The organism is Flavobacterium sp. B330r (assembly GCF_056824325.1).
This window is the reverse complement of sequence record NZ_CP124860.1, coordinates 1,250,642-1,268,560: the sequence shown is the minus strand read 5'-3', so window position 1 is coordinate 1,268,560 and position 17,919 is coordinate 1,250,642. Positions and strand designations below refer to the sequence as shown.

The 17,919-nt window shown below is 33.1% G+C and carries 18 protein-coding genes; 11 read left to right on the top strand and 7 right to left on the bottom strand.

Annotated elements, in window-relative coordinates; translation table 11 throughout:
* Positions 1–53 precede the first annotated feature (53 nt).
* The 4 genes from QLQ95_RS05880 to QLQ95_RS05865 form a co-directional block, all read right to left on the bottom strand.
* A complete protein-coding gene (locus QLQ95_RS05880; RefSeq protein WP_482503016.1) occupies positions 54–842 on the bottom strand; it encodes a helix-turn-helix domain-containing protein in 789 nt (262 codons plus the stop codon).
* Between the two features lie 207 nt (positions 843–1,049).
* Entirely contained in the window at positions 1,050–1,880 is an 831-nt protein-coding gene (locus QLQ95_RS05875; protein WP_482503014.1) for an alpha/beta fold hydrolase, read from the bottom strand.
* Between the two features lie 175 nt (positions 1,881–2,055).
* Positions 2,056–3,150: a hypothetical protein gene (locus QLQ95_RS05870; protein ID WP_482503012.1), complete on the bottom strand. Its 1,095-nt coding sequence runs from the start codon at positions 3,148–3,150 to the stop codon at positions 2,056–2,058.
* Between the two features lie 45 nt (positions 3,151–3,195).
* Positions 3,196–3,801: a GNAT family N-acetyltransferase gene (locus QLQ95_RS05865; RefSeq protein WP_482503011.1), complete on the bottom strand. Its 606-nt coding sequence runs from the start codon at positions 3,799–3,801 to the stop codon at positions 3,196–3,198.
* A 218-nt stretch (positions 3,802–4,019) separates the two neighbouring features.
* Between QLQ95_RS05865 and QLQ95_RS05860 the strand changes: the two genes are divergently transcribed.
* Positions 4,020–5,363, top strand: a complete 1,344-nt coding sequence (locus QLQ95_RS05860) for an FAD-dependent oxidoreductase (RefSeq protein WP_482503009.1) — start codon at positions 4,020–4,022, stop codon at positions 5,361–5,363.
* A 108-nt stretch (positions 5,364–5,471) separates the two neighbouring features.
* Here the strand turns inward: QLQ95_RS05860 and QLQ95_RS05855 are convergent, their stop codons facing one another.
* The gene (locus QLQ95_RS05855) at positions 5,472–6,989 is read right to left on the bottom strand and encodes a helicase HerA-like domain-containing protein (RefSeq protein WP_482503007.1); all 1,518 of its coding nucleotides are present in this window, start codon (positions 6,987–6,989) and stop codon (positions 5,472–5,474) included.
* Between the two features lie 381 nt (positions 6,990–7,370).
* Between QLQ95_RS05855 and QLQ95_RS05850 the strand changes: the two genes are divergently transcribed.
* The 8 genes from QLQ95_RS05850 to QLQ95_RS05815 all read left to right on the top strand — a co-directional run bounded on the left by QLQ95_RS05850 (position 7,371) and on the right by QLQ95_RS05815 (position 13,841).
* Positions 7,371–8,195 carry a MotA/TolQ/ExbB proton channel family protein gene (locus tag QLQ95_RS05850; RefSeq protein ID WP_008464979.1) on the top strand — a complete coding sequence of 275 codons (825 nt, stop codon included), beginning with the start codon at positions 7,371–7,373 and terminating at the stop codon, positions 8,193–8,195.
* Between the two features lie 41 nt (positions 8,196–8,236).
* Positions 8,237–8,848, top strand: a complete 612-nt coding sequence (locus QLQ95_RS05845) for an ExbD/TolR family protein (RefSeq protein WP_095928222.1) — start codon at positions 8,237–8,239, stop codon at positions 8,846–8,848.
* Between the two features lie 19 nt (positions 8,849–8,867).
* Positions 8,868–9,428: an ExbD/TolR family protein gene (locus QLQ95_RS05840; protein WP_250835046.1), complete on the top strand. Its 561-nt coding sequence runs from the start codon at positions 8,868–8,870 to the stop codon at positions 9,426–9,428.
* 38 nt (positions 9,429–9,466) lie between these two features.
* Positions 9,467–10,267 (top strand): energy transducer TonB, encoded by an 801-nt coding sequence (locus QLQ95_RS05835; protein WP_095928220.1) that lies wholly within the window; start codon positions 9,467–9,469, stop codon positions 10,265–10,267.
* Positions 10,267–10,494 (top strand): hypothetical protein, encoded by a 228-nt coding sequence (locus QLQ95_RS05830; RefSeq protein WP_482503005.1) that lies wholly within the window; start codon positions 10,267–10,269, stop codon positions 10,492–10,494. Before QLQ95_RS05835 ends, QLQ95_RS05830 begins: the two co-directional genes overlap by 1 nt.
* A gap of 5 nt (positions 10,495–10,499) precedes the next feature.
* On the top strand, positions 10,500–11,423 hold the full coding sequence (locus tag QLQ95_RS05825) for a PstS family phosphate ABC transporter substrate-binding protein (RefSeq protein WP_320494081.1): 924 nt from the start codon (positions 10,500–10,502) through the stop codon (positions 11,421–11,423).
* Positions 11,424–11,439: 16 nt separating this feature from the next.
* Entirely contained in the window at positions 11,440–13,107 is a 1,668-nt protein-coding gene (locus QLQ95_RS05820) for a tetratricopeptide repeat protein (protein ID WP_482503003.1), read from the top strand.
* Positions 13,108–13,208: 101 nt separating this feature from the next.
* Positions 13,209–13,841: a 7-carboxy-7-deazaguanine synthase QueE gene (locus tag QLQ95_RS05815; RefSeq protein WP_248728404.1), complete on the top strand. Its 633-nt coding sequence runs from the start codon at positions 13,209–13,211 to the stop codon at positions 13,839–13,841.
* 77 nt (positions 13,842–13,918) lie between these two features.
* On the opposite strand, the gene QLQ95_RS05810 is transcribed toward QLQ95_RS05815, so the two are convergent.
* Both QLQ95_RS05810 and QLQ95_RS05805 read right to left on the bottom strand, forming a co-directional pair.
* Positions 13,919–14,464 (bottom strand): YfiT family bacillithiol transferase, encoded by a 546-nt coding sequence (locus tag QLQ95_RS05810; protein WP_482503001.1) that lies wholly within the window; start codon positions 14,462–14,464, stop codon positions 13,919–13,921.
* A 20-nt stretch (positions 14,465–14,484) separates the two neighbouring features.
* Positions 14,485–15,192 carry a class I SAM-dependent methyltransferase gene (locus QLQ95_RS05805; RefSeq protein WP_428237800.1) on the bottom strand — a complete coding sequence of 236 codons (708 nt, stop codon included), beginning with the start codon at positions 15,190–15,192 and terminating at the stop codon, positions 14,485–14,487.
* A gap of 72 nt (positions 15,193–15,264) precedes the next feature.
* On the opposite strand from QLQ95_RS05805, the gene QLQ95_RS05800 reads away from it, so the two are divergent.
* On the top strand, positions 15,265–15,759 hold the full coding sequence (locus QLQ95_RS05800) for a YkgJ family cysteine cluster protein (protein ID WP_198855503.1): 495 nt from the start codon (positions 15,265–15,267) through the stop codon (positions 15,757–15,759).
* Between the two features lie 102 nt (positions 15,760–15,861).
* Positions 15,862–17,097: an ABC transporter permease gene (locus QLQ95_RS05795; protein ID WP_482502999.1), complete on the top strand. Its 1,236-nt coding sequence runs from the start codon at positions 15,862–15,864 to the stop codon at positions 17,095–17,097.
* Positions 17,098–17,919 lie beyond the last annotated feature (822 nt).

Below are 17,919 nucleotides of genomic sequence, written 5' to 3'. Positions count from 1 at the left end.
ATTCTGCAAGAATACTTCAATCAAAAGTACCAAAATTGTATAAAAGCGAAATTTTATCTTTTTTGCGAAAGAAAATACAAATCAGGATTGAACATTTTTGGAGTTGTTTTAGTCACATCTTTAAACTTTCTGATAAAATGTGATTGATCGAAGTACTTATTATAAAGCGCAATTTCGGTTAAACTCATTTTCTCTAAATCGGCGTTCAGCATTTGATCGACCGATTTTCTGAATTTTAAAATCTGAATGTATTTTTTAATTGTAAGTCCAGTCGCCGTTTTAAATTTTATTTGAAGTAATCGCTGCGAAGAATGTAGCAACTTTCCTATTTCTGAAACCGAAATTTCATCTTCGCGAAGTCTTATGATTTCGCAGATTTTTTCAATTATATTTTGATTAGAGTCTGCTAATGCTTCAAAATAAGTATTAATTGTTTTTAATAGTATTTCAATATCAGATTGAATCTCCATTTTAAAAGGCAATTCAACTGAATTAATTTTAATAATCGAATCTGTAAAATTGCTCAAATCGTATTTAGGAAACAGAGAAAGCGTCCAAGTATGAAGCTGGATTATGGTAACTTTTGTTTTCGGCTGGATATTAACGAGCACTTTATTAGTCATTTGAGAGCAAAAATAAATGCCTTCTTTCATTTCGTATTTGTTTTTACTCGTATGAACTTCAATAGAATTGCCTTTAACAATAGCAAGATTAAAACAGCCGTTTGGCAAAACCAATTTATTTTCAATCAGGCTTTCGCCGATGCTGTTATCGAGACACCAAATTTTATTGACAAATCGTTCTGCTTTAGGACTGACGTAATGTTCTGAATATAATTGCATTTTTGGATGAGACTTTTTAATATTGATTTGCAATTGAACTTCAAATTTAGGTTAAAAAAAGTGATGTGGTAAAAATGAGATCCAAAAGATGATTTTGAATAATGTCCAGATTTTGTGGTTTTATAATAATTTTATAGTACCAAACCTAGAAATGGTATTAACTCCATATAAAAACCCAGCTGTAAAGCTGGGTTTTTAGTTTAATATTTATTTCTTTCCTGTAAATATATCAACCGTTGATGTTTTCTTAAACGGGTCATTAAAAAAACTCGTAACAATTAAATTGAATAATTCTGGTTTTTCATAAGCTCCAAAATGTGTTGCGCCTGGCATTACAAAAAAGTTCGAATTCGGAATATTATCAAATATTTCTATAGAATGTTCGAGTCTAATAGCATCTCGATCTCCTGACATTATCAACACAGGACATGTTATTTTCTGTAGATCCTTCTTAGAAATATTAGGCTGTTTTGCCAATAAAGTATATAAGTTTTTTGTGTGAGGATCTTTCGTGGCTTTTAAGGTGTCTAAAACCAATTGATCAATTTCGCTGTAAACTGCTTTTTTTCCAGGATATAAATTAGCTCCAAAAACAGCAACTTTTTCTGTTTTGTCCGGATGATGGATAGCAAGTAATAAACCTAAAATTCCACCATCGCTTTGTCCCCAGATGTAGGCATTTTTTATTTTTAACGAGTCAAGTAAAGCGCTCACATCATCTGCCATTTCGTTATAATTCAATTGCTTGTTAGAAGGATCAATAGATTTTCCGTGCCCTCTGCTGTCAATTGCAATAACCTGAAATTGCTTTTTAAAATATTCAATTCTTTTGCTGTGGCCTTTAATAGAACCGCCATTGCCATGAAGTAAAACCAAAGGTTTTCCGGTTCCATAAATTTCGTAGTACATTTTAAAGCCGTTAATTTCTTTATAATTTCCAGCTTCCTTGTTGTTGCCATATTTTATTGGTTCTGTTTGAGCATAAACAGCTACTGCAGATAAAAAGGCCATTAATAGTAAAAGAATTGATTTTTTCATGGTTTTGATTGATTAGTGTGAAATGGATTAAAAAGTAAGACGCGCAATTGTTCCATTTGTTTCATTTTAATACAATCTAATTGGAAAGAGAATGATGATTAGTAAAAGTTCAATTCAATTAAAAACCCCAGCTTTATGGCTGGGGTGTGTTTTTTATTCTTTAAATAATCGTGTGCTACTTTAATAATGTAATGGTGTAATTGTCTTTATTGTATTTGTCGCTAACAATTAATTTTGTATCTAACTCAGAAATCGTTATTTGTAAACTATTCGTAGTTAAGTTTACTTCGTTTACAATTTTATTAGTGCTGACCGATTTACTGTTTTTTAAAACTAGTTTAGTACCTTCATTAGAAAAATTTAGTATTAGATTTTTATTCTTGAAATCTAATTTAATTTCAATCGAATTAACTGGAAATGAATGTTCTTCATTTAGAATATCTAGATATTGATTAGGCACTTTTAAAAAGCAACTTTTGTTTGTATTGATAAGAATTTTTTGTTGCAAAACGTCATCAACAGATTCTGTAATATTTTTAGAAAATAATTTGCTTAAATTTTCAAAAGTCTTTTTATCATCCGTTTTCTCTAGTACAAAAGTATTAAAGAGCACTTGGTGAAACTCTTCATCAAATTGGTCTTTTAAAGATTCAACTATTTTTTCAATTTTTTCATCGTTGCTTAGTTCTTCCTCTTCTCCAAAAACCTCTTTAGGCGAAGGATTATCAAGTTTATATTTACCGTTTATTTTTTTTAGAAAGAGCGAAAATCTTTTTTCAAAAGAAGGCTCAACAAATAAATTTGTCAAAATTTGCTTTACGATTTCCTTATCCGAATACTCATTGATTTCAGTCGCTAGATTAAAATAAGAGAAAGCCGAAAAGGTATTTTTGTCTAAAACAAACTCAGGTTTATATTTTAAATAATCAAAAGAATAATCAACATATAATGTGTGCTCTTTTAAAGGTTTTTTAGTTTTAAAATCTATAAAATAAAGCGATAATCCATTTGTATATGGCAATTCATAATTTAAATCTGATGTAGACTTTAATTTAAATTGATAATTCGAACTGTAAGTATTATTGCCGCCAACAATCAAATCATAAATAAGGATGTCAGAACATAATTTGTCAATAAACATTTTAGCTCTTTTCATCTCCGCAGGAAAATTGTCTTCTATATCATATACGCTTTTGAGCGTGTTTTGAGAGTTTATAGAAATGGAAAAAAAGAATATGAATAATCCAGGCATTAATTTTCTAAAAGTCATTGGGATTTAGTTACGTTAAAAGTCAAAAATAGTGATTTTAGTTTCCTAAAATATATTTTTACTATATTCTCTAAAATAATCCTGTTTAGTATTTTCCCATTCTTCAGAAATAATACTAAAATAAACGTCATCTTTACTTTTTCCCTCAGAATCGACGTAATTGTTTCTGAAAACGCCTTCTTTTACAGCGCCTAGTTTTTCAATTGCTTTTTGCGATCTTATATTTTCAAGATCGGCGCTGAATTGTATTCTTCTAAATTGAATTTGTTCGAAACCAAAATTCAGCAATTCAAATTTGCATGCTTGATTTAATCCCGTTCCCTGAAAAGCTTTGCCGTACCAAGTCCATCCAATTTCGCATTTTTGGCTAGCGTTATTTAAGTAACCGTAGCGTGTACTTCCGGCAACTTTGTTAGTTGCTTTGTCAATTATTAAAAAAGGATAACAAATGCCGTCTGCTTTCTGTTTTAATGTACTTTTTATATAGTTTTCGAAATCTTGATCGTTTCGAACATACATTCCCATATATTTCCAGATTTCATCGTCAAATATGATTTCTTTGAGTTCTATATTTCTTTCGTTTTCAAAAGGAATCAAAAGCACTTTCTCGTTTTCTAAAATAATCTCCGATTGGATAATTTCGCTGTTCATGAATTTTGTTTTTTATGGAATGAATTAAATCGAAAGTAAAATTAGTTGTTTAATTTTTGTGAATAAATCGAATAAAATAACAATTTGTTATATTTTTAAAAAATCAAAAAACAGGATAATCTTTGTGAATCACTATTTACAAACAATTTGTTCATTTATTTTAAGGCTCATGTACAATTATTAGTTATTTTTACGACCCAATATTAGATTTTCCCTCGATGCAAACATCTTTAAAAATTGCTGTTGTTGGTTCTGGACTTGTAGGATCGTTACTGGCAATTTATCTTAAAAAAGCTGGTCACTCTGTTCATGTCTATGACCGTAGTCCAGATATCCGAAAAATAAATTTTTCTGGCCGTTCTATTAATTTAGCAATGTCCAACCGTGGCTGGAAAGCTTTGGATGCAGTTGGTGTTGGCGATTCGGTTCGAGAAATTGCAATTCCGATGGATAAACGTGCCATTCACTTGGTAGACAAACTAAATTTTCAGAATTACGGTCAAGAAGGAGAATCAATATATTCTATTTCACGAGGAAAACTAAACAGAAAAATGATCGATCTTGCCGAAGAAGCTGGAGCTGAATTTCATTTTGAACAGAAAGTTTGGGACGTTACGTTGAGCGATGCTACGCTTCATATTGGCGAAAGCGAAAGAGGCGAGTGGGAAGAAAGAAAGTTCGATATGGTTTTTGGTGCCGATGGTGCTTTCTCTAGAATCCGCCACAGAATGCAGCGCCAGAGCATGTTCAATTATTCTCAGGAGTTTTTGAATATGGGATATAAAGAATTAAATATTCCAGCAAATCCAGACGGAACACATAAATTAGATAAAAACTCATTTCATATTTGGCCACGAGGCGAGTACATGTTAATTGCACTTCCTAATCTTGATGGAAGTTTTACTTGCACTTTGTTTATGCCTTTTGAGGGCGAAAACTCATTTGAATCATTGATAGACCGTAAAATGGTAGAAGATTTCTTTGAGAAAAATTTTCCAGACTCGATTGAAGTAATTCCAGAATTGGCAAATGATTTCTTTAAAAATCCAACCAGTACTTTGGTTACCATGAAATGTTTTCCGTGGACTTACGAGAATAAAATTGCCTTAATTGGTGACGCTTGCCATGCCATAGTTCCATTTTACGGACAAGGAATGAATGCGGGTTTTGAAGATATCACCGTTTTGAGCGAAATGATTGAAAAGTACCAAGACGATTGGAAAAAAATATTTTCAGAATATCAGATCTCAAGAAAACCAAATGCAGATGCCATTGCAGAACTTTCATATCGAAATTTCTTAGAAATGAGTACCAAAACAGCAGATGAAAAGTTCCTACTGCAAAAGAAAATAGAAAAAGTCTTTTCAGACAAACATCCAGACAAATGGATTCCGCTTTATAGCCGTGTTACTTTTAGTGATCGCCCGTATGCTGAAGCTTTGGCAATCGGAGATTATCAAAACGGAATTATGGAAGAGGTTCTTAGAATGGAAAATATAGAAAACATCTGGAACAGTCCAGAAGTTGAAAACAAGATTTTAGCATTATTAGAGCAGGCTTAAGTTTTTATACCTATTTATATAAGTAAATATAATCTTTACACATAATAATAAACCCGACAGATTTTCAAGAATTTGTCGGGTTTTATATTTTAGGTTGGTTAAGTCCTTTTATTTTTTAAAGATTTTAGTCAAAACTCCAAACACACCTCTTATAAAAGTAGCGCTTGTTACGACTTTTAAAACAGACTTTGTAACAACTTCTGTAGTGCTTGGTCCTGTTTTTGAAGATTTGGTAGGAGCTTGCGCTTCTTGTTGTGCTGCAGCTTCTGTCGCTTCTGCCAGTTTTTTGTTTAAAATTTCAAAAGCACTTTCGCGGTCAATTTCTTCGGCATATTTTTTAACTAGTTTCGATTTGCCGTTTATTTCATCAATTTCAGATTGAGATAAAACATCCATTCTGCTCATTGGCGCACGCATCATGGTCGCAACAAGAGGGGTTGGGATACCTTTTTCATTAAGCGCCGTAACTAAAGCCTCTCCAATTCCTAAACTCGTTAACAATTCATCGGTCTTATAATAAGGAGAAGTAGGGTAGTTGTCGGCTGTCTTTTTAATTGCCTGACGGTCATTGGCTGTAAAAGCTCTTAGCGCATGCTGAATCTTTAGTCCTAACTGAGCTAAAACACCGCTTGGAACATCCATCGGGTTTTGGGTAACAAAATAAATTCCAACACCTTTAGAACGAATTAATTTCACTATTGTTTCGATTTGCTCTAATAGCGCTTTACTCGCCTCATTAAAAATTAAATGCGCTTCGTCAATAAAGATGACTAATTCTGGTTGCTCTGCATCTCCTTTTTCGGGCATTTTCTGATAAATTTCAGCCAAAAGACTTAACATGAAAGTCGAGAATAATTTAGGCTTATCTTGAATATCCGTTAAGCGGATGATATTAACGTAGCCTTTTCCGTTTTCATCAATTCGCATTAAATCATCGGTTTCAAAAGACAATTCGCCAAAAAACAAATCACCGCCTTGCTGCTCTAGTTCTATAATTTTTCTAAGAATGGTTCCTGTTGTGGCAGTTGAGATCTTACCGTAACTAGCAGCAATTTCATCTTTACCTTCCTCAGTAATATAATTAATTACTTTTTTGATGTCCTTTAAATCCAATAAAGGCATTTGATTATCATCGCAATATTTAAAGATAACCGCTACAACTCCGGCCTGTGTATCATTTAGGTCTAAAATTCGAGAAAACAGTACAGGGCCAAATTCAGAAACCGTAGCACGAAGACGAACTCCATTCTGTTTAGAAAGCGACATTAATTCGACAGGAAATGCAGCTACATTATAAGGTACATTTATTTTAGCATGGCGTTCTGTAATAAAACCTTCCTCTTTACCTTCTTTGGCTATACCGCTAAAATCTCCTTTAATGTCCATCATTAATACAGGAATTCCGGCATTAGAAAGTTGCTCCGAAAAAACCTGGATTGTTTTGGTTTTTCCGGTTCCAGTTGCACCAGCAATTAATCCATGGCGATTTAAAGTTTTCAGCGGAATTTTGACATGTGCTTCCGCAATTGGCTCACCGTCAAGCATTGCGCCTCCAAGTATGATGCTGTCTCCCTTTGAAGAATACCCTGTATTTATATCTGCAATAAAATTCTCTTTTTTATTCATGTTTTTATTTGTAATTTAGATTGTTATATGAGTATTGCTTTGTTTTTGGATACTTTTTATGTGGTTTTTTTTAGTAAGAAAAAGCTTTTTTTGATTGAAAAATTAATAAAAAAAAAATTCGCAGCTTTTTAAGAAGATATCAAAGGAATCTTTGAATATTTACTAAAACGTTGTAATTTTTCTAATTATCGTCCTTTTTTTTGTTTTATTTAAAAAATGACGCCGCCAATTTAATGAGATATTTTTTAAATCGAAGTTAAATTTCGGTCAATTAAATTAAAAAAAGTTTTTTTATTTAAACTAAACGTATAAATTTGCTCCTCTACAAGTTAAATATAACTAAAAAATAAAAATTATTTAAAACTATTAAAATTAAAAAAAATGGCAAACGTTAAAGTTAAAAAAGAAAGCACTTCAAATGGCGGAGGAATGATCACAGGAATCATTATTGTAGCGTGTATCTTAGTAGGGGTGTTTATTTGGAAAGTAATCATGGGGGATTCTGCTAACTTCGAAGGAGGTAATCCAGAAACAGGACATCCAATCAATACATTAGGACAAGTATATAAAGGAGGTTTCATCGTACCAGTATTATTAGGTATGTTTTTAATGGTTGTTGTTTTTTCTATCGAAAGATTTATTGTTATTGGTAAAGCTGCTGGAAAAACTAACCTTGACAAATTCATGAAAAGTGTTCAAGGAAGTATTAAAGAAGGAAACATCGAAGCTGCTATCGCTTCTTGCGATAAACAACAAGGTTCAGTTGCAAACGCAATTAAATCTGCTTTGGTAAAATACCAAGATGTTAAAAAAGAAGGATTCAACAGTGAAGAAGCTTCTGAAGTAATCCACAAAGAAATTGAAGAGGCAACTTCATTAGAAATGCCAATGTTAGAGAAAAACATGACTATTATCTCTACTTTAGTATCTTTAGGTACATTAGGAGGATTGTTAGGAACTGTATCTGGTATGATTAAAGCGTTTGGTGCGTTAGCTTCTGCTGGTACTCCTGACCAAGCTGCTCTTGCAACAGGTATCTCTGAAGCACTTATCAACACTGCTACAGGTATCTCTACTTCTATCTTAGCAATTGTTTCTTACAACTTCTTTACTGCTAAAATTGACGATTTAACTTACTCTATCGATGAGGCTGGTACTACAATCGTGAATACTTACAGAAAATTCAGAGGAAGTTTAAGACAATAATTAATTTTTGATTTTATATCAAAAAAATAAAATAAAAGATAATGGCTAAAATAAAAATGAAAAAAAAGTCTACATCGACAGATATGACTGCGATGTGTGATGTAGCGTTCCTTTTGCTAACGTTCTTTATTTTGACCGCTACTGCTAAAGTGCCTGAGGCATTGCCTGTAGATATGCCTGCTTCTGTTGCAATAAGTAAACTGCCAGATACTGATTTGGCTATTATTACAATAGGAAAAGGGAAAGTATTTTTTGACATCAAAGGAAGAGAAGTTCGTAAAAGAACTCTTGAAGGAATGGGTGCAAAATATGGTATTGAATTTTCAGAAGAAGATAAAACCAAATTTGCTCTTATGGATGATTTTGGTGTGCCAATTACAGGTTTGAAGCAAATCATTGATATGAAAGCGGCTGACAGAACCAAAGCAAACCAGCCTGGAATTCCTTTGGACTCATTAGATAATCAATTAAAAGAATGGCTTCTAATTTCTAGAAGAGCTACAATTGATTTGGATGACAAAGAATTGCAGATTGCGATTAAAGGAGATGCTAAAGAAGAATATCCAAGAATTAGAAAAATTATGGATATTTTGCAAGATCAGAAAATCAATTCCTTTAACTTAGTTACTGGTAAGAGAGGAAGAGACTTTTAATTAAAAAATATACACTAAGATGGCTGAATTAAATACCGGCGACGGCGGTGGTGGTAAAGGTGGTAAAGTAAGAAGTAAAAAGCAGAATTCGAAAGTCGATTTAACAGCGATGGTGGATTTGGCATTCTTATTGATCACATTCTTTATGTTAACTACTTCGTTGTCAAAACCTCAATCGATGGATTTGTCATTGCCAAATAAAGATGATGATCCAACTAAGAAAACTGAGGATACCAAAGTAGACGAGAATCGTACTATGACAGTAATGTTAGGTGGCGATAATAAAATGGTTTACTATATGGGGTTATTGGCGACACCAAAAGTGGGGCCAAAAGATATTGCATATGGTAAAGATGGTATCCGTAGAGAATTGTTGAAACAAAAGAAAAATGTTTTAGCATATTCTGCAGCTTTAGGGAAACCTAAAAACGGAATCATTGTGATCATTAAACCAACTAAAAAATCAAATTACCGTAATTTGGTTGATATTTTGGACGAAATGGCTATCACTGGAGTTGAGACGTATGCAATTGTTCCTGAGTTTACACCAGAAGAAGCAAAAGTGATAGATAAAAAATAAGAGTGATCTTAGTTTTATCGACTTAAAAATCAAGAAGTATGAAATTAGATATTATAAAAAATCAGTGGCTTGATATCGTATTCGAAGGACGTAATAAGATATATGGAGCATACGAGCTGAGAAAATCAAACGGAAAAACAACTGTGAAAGCACTTGTTATTGGTTCTCTTATCTTTAGTGCTGCTGTTGCTGCTCCTCTTATCGCGAGTTTGTTGCCAGACTCAACAGAAGAAGAAGAGGTAAAAGAGGTTAAGATGGCTGCGGTAAAATTACCTCCTAAAAAAGAGGAAATTAAGCCTAACATGCCACCGCCACCGCCACCGCCACCAAAAGTGGATCAGGTTAAATTCGTTAAACCTGTGGTTGCAAAAGCGGAAGAAGTAACTGAAGACCCGCCAAAAATTGTTGAGTTAAAAGACAAAAAAGTTGGTGCTGAGACTATCAAAGGAGATCCAGATGCAGTTTTAACTGTTGATGAGCCAGTTGGAAAAGGACCAGTAGCAGAGGTGGTACAAGAAGATAACACTGTATATAACACAGCTGGTATCGAAGTAAAACCAGACTTCCCAGGAGGTATTGAGAAATTCTACAAATTCGTAGGAAACAACTACAAAACTCCAGAAGAAGAAGGTTTAAAAGGTAAAGTTTACGTTACGTTTGTAGTTGAAAAAGACGGGTCATTAACAGATATTAAAGTTTTAAGAGATATCGGTTATGGTACAGGGGCAGAAGCAATTCGTGTTCTTAAAAAATGTCCAAAATGGACTCCCGGCGAGCAAAATGGTAAAAAAGTTAGGGTATTATACTCTCTTCCTATTACTATTCAATCTGCAGAATAATGTTAAAAGATATGCTTAATAATATTCAGAAGAAATCGCTCAAAGAGCGATTTCTTCTTGTTTTAGGAATACTGTTTTTTTTAATTTATCTTGTGCTCGGTTTAATGATTATGTTTTGGGAAAAACTCCCGCTTAACATGGAACCAAAATACAGATATGCTTTTGGTGGATTACTAGTAGTGTACTCTGCAATAAGATTTTTAAGATTAATTAATTCAAAAGAATAATAATTATGTTGAAATATAGTAAGCCTTTAGGTTTGGTTGTTTTTGTCTTTTTGTTTGCCATGTGCAACCAAAAAAGCAAGAATGAAACTGAAAAAGAGACCATTTTGAAAGGATCACTTGATCTTGCGGTTGACGAAACAGTAAAACAAATTGTGGACGATCAGGTTGCTGTTTTTGAAGGTACTTACTATGATGCGAAAATTAAAGTAAAACCAGAATCAGAAGCTGAAGTGATTAATGATTTGTTAAATCAAAAGGCTAAGGTCGCAATTACAACTCGCGATCTAACTGTAGAAGAAAAAGCTCGTTTTGACAAAAGTAAAATTAATCCAAGAGTAACTCCTTTTGCTCATGACGCTATTGCTTTTATTTCAAGCAAAAGCAATAATGATACATTAATCGCGTTGAAAACTGTGATTGATTTCATGCAGGGCAAAACAGATGGCAAAATTAAAGGCCTTGTTTTCGATAATCCTAATTCAAGTACGGTTCGTTACATGAAAGAATTAGCAAAAGTGAATGAAATACCTAAATCGGGAGTTTTCTCATTTAAAACAAATAATGAGGTAATCAAATTTGTTTCAGAAAATGAAGGAATGATTGGTGTTATTGGTATTAATTGGTTTTATCAGCCAACTCCTGATATGACAGAGACTATTAATAAAATTAATGTTCTTTATGTTAAAGGTTTGAACAGTAATGAATATTATAGTCCAACTCAAAATGACTTGGAAATTGGGAAATACCCTTTGGCACGTGATTTGTTTATTATCAATTGTCAAGGTTATTCTGGGCTAGGAATGGGGTTTGCTTCATTCATAGCAGGTGACATTGGCCAAAGAATAATTTTGAAATCAGGCCTGTTACCATACAAAACTCCAGGGCGAAAGCTAAAAATTAGAAATGAAATTATAAAAGATAAAGAATAAATTAATTACAATAAAGATGAATAAATTTAAAATTTTAAGTCTTGCATTAGTTGCTTCGGCTACCGCGGCAAGTGCGCAAGATATCAACCAAGCAAAGAAGGCAATTGATGCTGAACAATTTGATAAAGCAAAAACGATCCTTAAATCAATCATCAAAGCTAAACCTTCAGATGGGGAAGCAAATTTTGTTTTAGGAAATGTTTATTTAAATCAATCAGTTGTCGATTCTGCAAAAATCTATTACAATAATGGATTACAAGCTTCAGATAAGAAAAATTTAAGCTACATTGGTTTAGGACAATTAGACCTTGATGCAAAGAATACTGCTGCTGCTCAAGCTAATTTTACTTTAGCAACCAAAGACATGAAGAAAAAAGATGTAAATGAATTTATTTACATCGCTAGAGCTTATATGAATTCTGAGAATCCAGATTATAAAAGTGCTACTGACATCTTGAAAAGAGCTTTATTGGTAGATCCTCAAAATGCACAAGCGCTTTTGGCAATTGGAGATGCTTACTACGGAGCAAACAACCAAAACGATGCTTACAAAGCATATCGTGATGCTTTTACAGCTGATAATACTTTGTTGAGAGCGAAAATGCAATTAGGAGTTTTATTAAAAGGTGCTAAATCTTACGATGAAGCAATTAAATCTTTTAATGAAGTTATCGCGCTAGATGCTAATTACGGACCAGTTTACAGAGAACTTGCTGAAACATACTACAAATGGGCAAGAAACAAACCTTCTACTGCTAAAGTTAACTTGCAAAATGCAATTACAAACTACGAGAAGTACTTAAGTTTGACAGATTACTCTCTTGATTCTAAAATGCGTCATGCAGATTTCTTAATCTTGGTTAAAGATTACAAACAATTAGAAACTGTTGCAAACAAAATGATTGCTCAGGATAAAGTAAATCCTAGAATCTACAGATATTTAGGATATGCTGCTTACGAAAATGGAAATGTTGATGTAGCTATTAAATCTATTGAAGATTACATTAAAGCTCCAGGAAACAAAGTTATCGGTAGAGATTACTACTATTTAGGTCTAGCTAAAATCAAAAAAGGAACTGCAGCTGATGGTACAGTAGATCAAGCAGCTTTTGATGCAGGTTTAGCTGATATCAAAAAAGCAGTTGAATTAGAGCCTTTAGTAGTAGAAGAATTCGCTGATTTTGGAAAAGAGTTATTTGGTAAAAAGCAATACGCACAAGCTGCTGCTATTTTTGAACTTGGAGCAGGTAATTCTGAGTCTAAAAATTACTTAGATGACAGCGTTTATTATGGAATTTCTTTATACTATGGTAATGCTAGTAAACCAAAGGAAAGCCGTGATACTGCTGCTTTAGGGAAAGCTGATGCAGCTTTTGATAAAATTTTAGTAACTGCTCCTAGCTATGATGAAGCATACTTGTACAAAGCAAGAATTAATTCGTTATTGGATAAAGATGATTTAATCATTAAAAACTACGAAGAATACGTTACTAAAATTTCAGCAAAAGGTGCTGAAGAAGTGGCTAAGCCAGCTGTAACTAAGAAATTTATTGAAGCTTACAATGGTATTGGTGCAGCTTATGCTAATACAGATAAAGCTAAAGCTATTGAATATTTTAATAAAACTTTAGTTTTAGATCCTGCAAATTCATACGCTACGCAATCTATAAAAGCTTTAAAATAATTAGAAAGTTTAAAAAGAATATAAAAACCGATAGTTCAAAAAACTATCGGTTTTTTTGTTCCGTATATTATTGACTATCTTTGCACTCTTAAAATATTAAAATGTTACCAAAAGAAATACAATTAGAAGTAAATAAAGGAGCAATGCTTCCTTTGATGGAAGAGTTTTATACCATCCAAGGAGAAGGTTCACATACAGGACGAGCCGCTTATTTTATTAGAATTGGTGGATGCGATGTAGGATGTCATTGGTGTGACGTGAAAGAAAGCTGGAACGCCGAGCTTCATCCGCCAACAAGTGTGGATTTAATTGTTGAAAATGCTGCAAAATATGCCGATACTGTTGTAGTGACTGGTGGAGAGCCTTTATCTTGGGATATGACATTTTTAACAAAACGATTAAAAGAAAAGAATCTAAAAGTTCATATTGAAACTTCTGGAGCTTTTCCGTTATCAGGAACTTGGGATTGGATTTGTCTTTCGCCAAAAAAGAACAAACTGCCAACACAAACCGTGTATGATAATGCTCATGAGTTAAAAGTGATTATTTATAATAAACACGATTTTATTTTTGCAGAAGAGCAAGCAGAATTAGTAAACGATAATGCAATTTTATTCCTTCAGCCAGAATGGAGCAAAAAAGAAGAAATGACTCCGCTTATTGTTGATTATGTAATGAACAATCCAAAATGGAGAGTTTCATTACAGACACATAAGTATCTTAATATTCCATAAAACAAAAAATCTCTTCTATTGAAGAGATTTTTTGTTTTATACAAGTATACAGTTTTGTGTAAAAAGTAAACGCCAGATTATCTCCAGTTTTTATAGTTTTTCAAAGCGGTAATATGTGCCAGGTGGTGGTTTCCATGCCAAGCATACATTCCGATAATTTTTTTGAGTTTGTTTTCCGAATTATCTGAAGGATGTATAAACGTTTTTTCTAAATCAGATTCAGATAAATTTTTCATAAGATAGCCTAGTCTGAAATGAAGTCCTTTCAATAATTCCAAAGTTGGTTGAATAGGCATTGTTAAGCTATCATTTAATTCAGACCAAAGAACTTCGTCGTAAGCTTTAATAACTGGATTGTTCTCTGTTAATGTCCACTTAATTCTGATAAAACAATGCATATGGCTTTCGGTACAATGATGAATGACTTGTCTTACGCTCCATCCGTCAGGACGATAGGGCGTGTCTAATTGTTCATCTGTTAAATGAATCGTTTCTTTTGCTAATCTTTCTGGAAGAGTTTCAATTTCTTTAATTTTTTCAGAAAGATATTCTGCTGAAAAAATTTCTGGAGCAATAAATTTTCCGATAGGATATTTTAATTTCTCTAAATCTAGTTCTTTCATAGGTTTTTTATGGTTTGTTTTTAAATGGTAAGTCTAGCTAAATAATCATAATGCTCGCCCTCTAGAACAAGTTCACAATTTAAATCATTAGCAATCGCTGCATTTTGAAGCGTGTTATAATCCAAATACAACCAATCAAAAGGTTCTTCTTTTTCTCCTTTATAGCTAATGTTAAAAACGAGCTCTCCATAATAATCATTTTCAGATGGAATCCATTTTCCGCCATCTTCATCCTCATCAAACATATAAATGATATCCGAACTGTCAATTAAAATTTGTCCGCCGGGATTTAAAAGAGATTTTAGTTTAGTTAAATAGGAATTGCAGTTTTTTAACTGGCCAAAAATCCCTGTTCCGTTCATTAGAAGTAGGATTGTATCGAATTTTTCTCCATTAAAATCGAGAATATTTTCAACTTTAGCGTTTTTTATTCCTCGAAGACGGCAAGTCTCAATTGCTTTTTCCGAAATATCAATAGCGGTTACATCTAAACTGCGTTCATTTTGCAGGGATAAAGCATGACTTCCAGCTCCGCATCCTACATCCAATATTTTTCCTTTTGCCAATTGCAGAGCCTTTTGCTCAATTTTCGGCATTTCGTTATAAGAGCGGAAAAGATATTCGACACTCATTTCATCTTCTTCAGAAATAGAAGTTTCAGTAATAATGTCTTCAGGTGAATTTTTGGTGTAAAAATCAAATATTGCTTTCCCAAAAAGATCTTTCATTGTTTTAGTTCAAAGTTTAAGGTTTCAAGTTCAAAGTTGTTTAATTTTGCAAATCAACTTTAAATACTAAACTTGAAACAGATTTTAAATAATTTAAGTAAGTTAGCCAAAGATAAGCATAACGAGAATAAAAAGTATTTCGATAAGCTTAAAAAGAAACCTCCAAAGAATTTAGATTACATTATGCAGGATTTGCATGATGCCGAATTTAAAAGGACGGATTGCTTGAAGTGTGCTAATTGCTGTAAAACGACAGGACCATTGTTTACTTTGGCAGATATAGAACGAATTTCTAAACACTTTAGACAAAAGCCTCAGCAATTTATTGATCAGTACTTGCGAATTGATGAAGACAAAGATTATGTTTTGCAAAGTGTTCCATGTACGTTTTTAGATAATGAAAATTATTGTATGATTTATGATGTTCGTCCGAAAGCCTGTAGAGAGTTTCCTCACACAGATCGAAACAAATTTTATCAGATTTCTAATTTAACTTTGAAAAACGTCGAAATTTGTCCAGCAGCATTCAACATCGTCGAGGAAATGAAAAAGAAGCTGCCGTTATAATGGAATAAACAGGCAATTGTTTCTACGAATATCTTGATTTCCTTTTTTAAGATGTATTTTTGAGAAAGGAAATAATTAAACAACATAAAGAAAACTCATAATTTGAATTTAGAATATTTCATAGCCAAAAGACTTATTACTGCAAAAGATTATAAAAGCAGTATCTCGGCGCCGATTATAAAAATTGCGATTTCTGCAATTGCAATCGGAATAATCATGATGATGGTTTCTGTTGCCACGGGAATAGGCTTGCAAAAGAAAATTCGCGATAAAGTTTCTGCTTTTAATGGCCAAATCATAATTTCTAATTATGACAATAATAATTCAGAAGTTACAACAGTTCCAATTTCAAAGCAACAAGATTTTTATCCTAATTTTAAGTCAGTTCCAGAAGTAAGCCATATCCAAGCAGTGGCCAGTAAAGCTGGAATAATTAGAACAGAAAATGCTTTTGAAGGAATTATATTTAAAGGTGTAGGAGCAGATTACGATTGGAATAATATTAAAGAATATATTGTTGATGGTAAACTTCCAGATTTTGCAAAAGCATTGAATGAAGATGTTATTATTTCAAGATTTCTTGCAGATCGTTTAAATTTAAAAATTGGAGACCCATTCAATACTTTTTTTATAAAGGAAGAGCAAGGTAAACTTCCAAATAGTCGTAGATTTAAGATTGTAGGAATATTTAATTCCGGATTCCAAGATTTTGATGCAACATATATTATCGGAGATATCCGCCATATTCAAAGAATCAATAAGTGGAGTGAGAGTCAAGTTGGAGCTTTTGAGGTTTTTGTAAAGGATTTTAATGAAATTAAATCCACAGGAAATAAAATTTACGAAAAAACCTCTTCTAATCTAGATACACAAACTATTGTAGAAAAATACAGTTATATTTTTGACTGGCTTAAGCTCTTTGATTTTAATATAGTAATCATTTTAGGGGTCATGATTCTCGTTGCAACAATTAATATGGTAGTGGCATTGCTGGTTCTCATTTTAGAAAGAACTCAAATGATTGGAATTTTAAAATCAATGGGGGCCAATAACTGGTCAGTACGTAAGATATTTTTATATAATGCCTTTTATCTAATTCTGCGTGGACTATTCTGGGGAAATTTGATCGGAATTTCAATTCTGTTAATACAGCAGCAATTCGGTATAATTAAGCTCAATCCTGAAAACTATTATGTAAATCAAGCACCAGTTTATCTAAATTGGATGTATATACTATTGTTAAACCTGCTTACGGTTGGTGTTTGTTTCTTGGTGCTATTAATACCTTCTTATATAATAACAAAAATATCACCTGTAAAAGCGATCCGTTTCGACTAATTAAAAAGTAAAGCACAATATCCAACCCGACAGTTTTTCAAAACCAGTCGGGTTTATTGTTTATACATATATAAGGAGGAAATCTATATTGTCCGTCTGAGTGAAGCCGAAGCCCTTCTAGCGGCAGCATTTGGAATTTTGGATTTTAAAAAATTGAGATTTGGCATTTATCAGGAGCTTAATCCCGCTATCCGCTCCAATCTTTTGTGCCGAACCCCGGCACAAAAGGATTTCCGCTTCTATCGGGGCTAGGGCGCCGGTTTTCAGAGGCGGCTTAGAGGGGAAAAGGGCGGGTTTTGGAAGGGAGGGAGGGAAAAGCTTCGCGCCTCTGCGCCTTTGGGGGATTAAAAACGGAAGATGTCTGCTTTTGAAAACATGGAATTTCTTCAAAAAATGGGCTTAAAGGCTGAAAGCCCCATAAAAAGCGAATGCCGAAACGGGCGGAAAATGCCAAAACAGCAGGGCTGTGCAGAAAAACCCTACAAGCCTTAAGAAAAGTTTGAACTGTAAACGGCGAGTTATTAGAATGTTAAGAAAAACATGGAAAAAATATCAAAAAAACTCATCGGAAAAGCTTGCGTAAGCGGAAAAAGGTTCTACTTTTGCACCCGCAACAGCGAAGGCGTTCATCGAAATACTGGCAGGAAAGGAGAATCAGACGAAAAGAAATTTTCAAAAAAAAGATTCGAAAAAGCTTGCGAGATTTGAAAATGCTTTCTACATTTGCACCCCGCAAAACAGGGAAAGTTCATTGAGAGATTGGGAGGGAAATTAGAGAAAACGGGATTGAAAAAATCTCAAAAAAAACTTTAAATTTTTCTT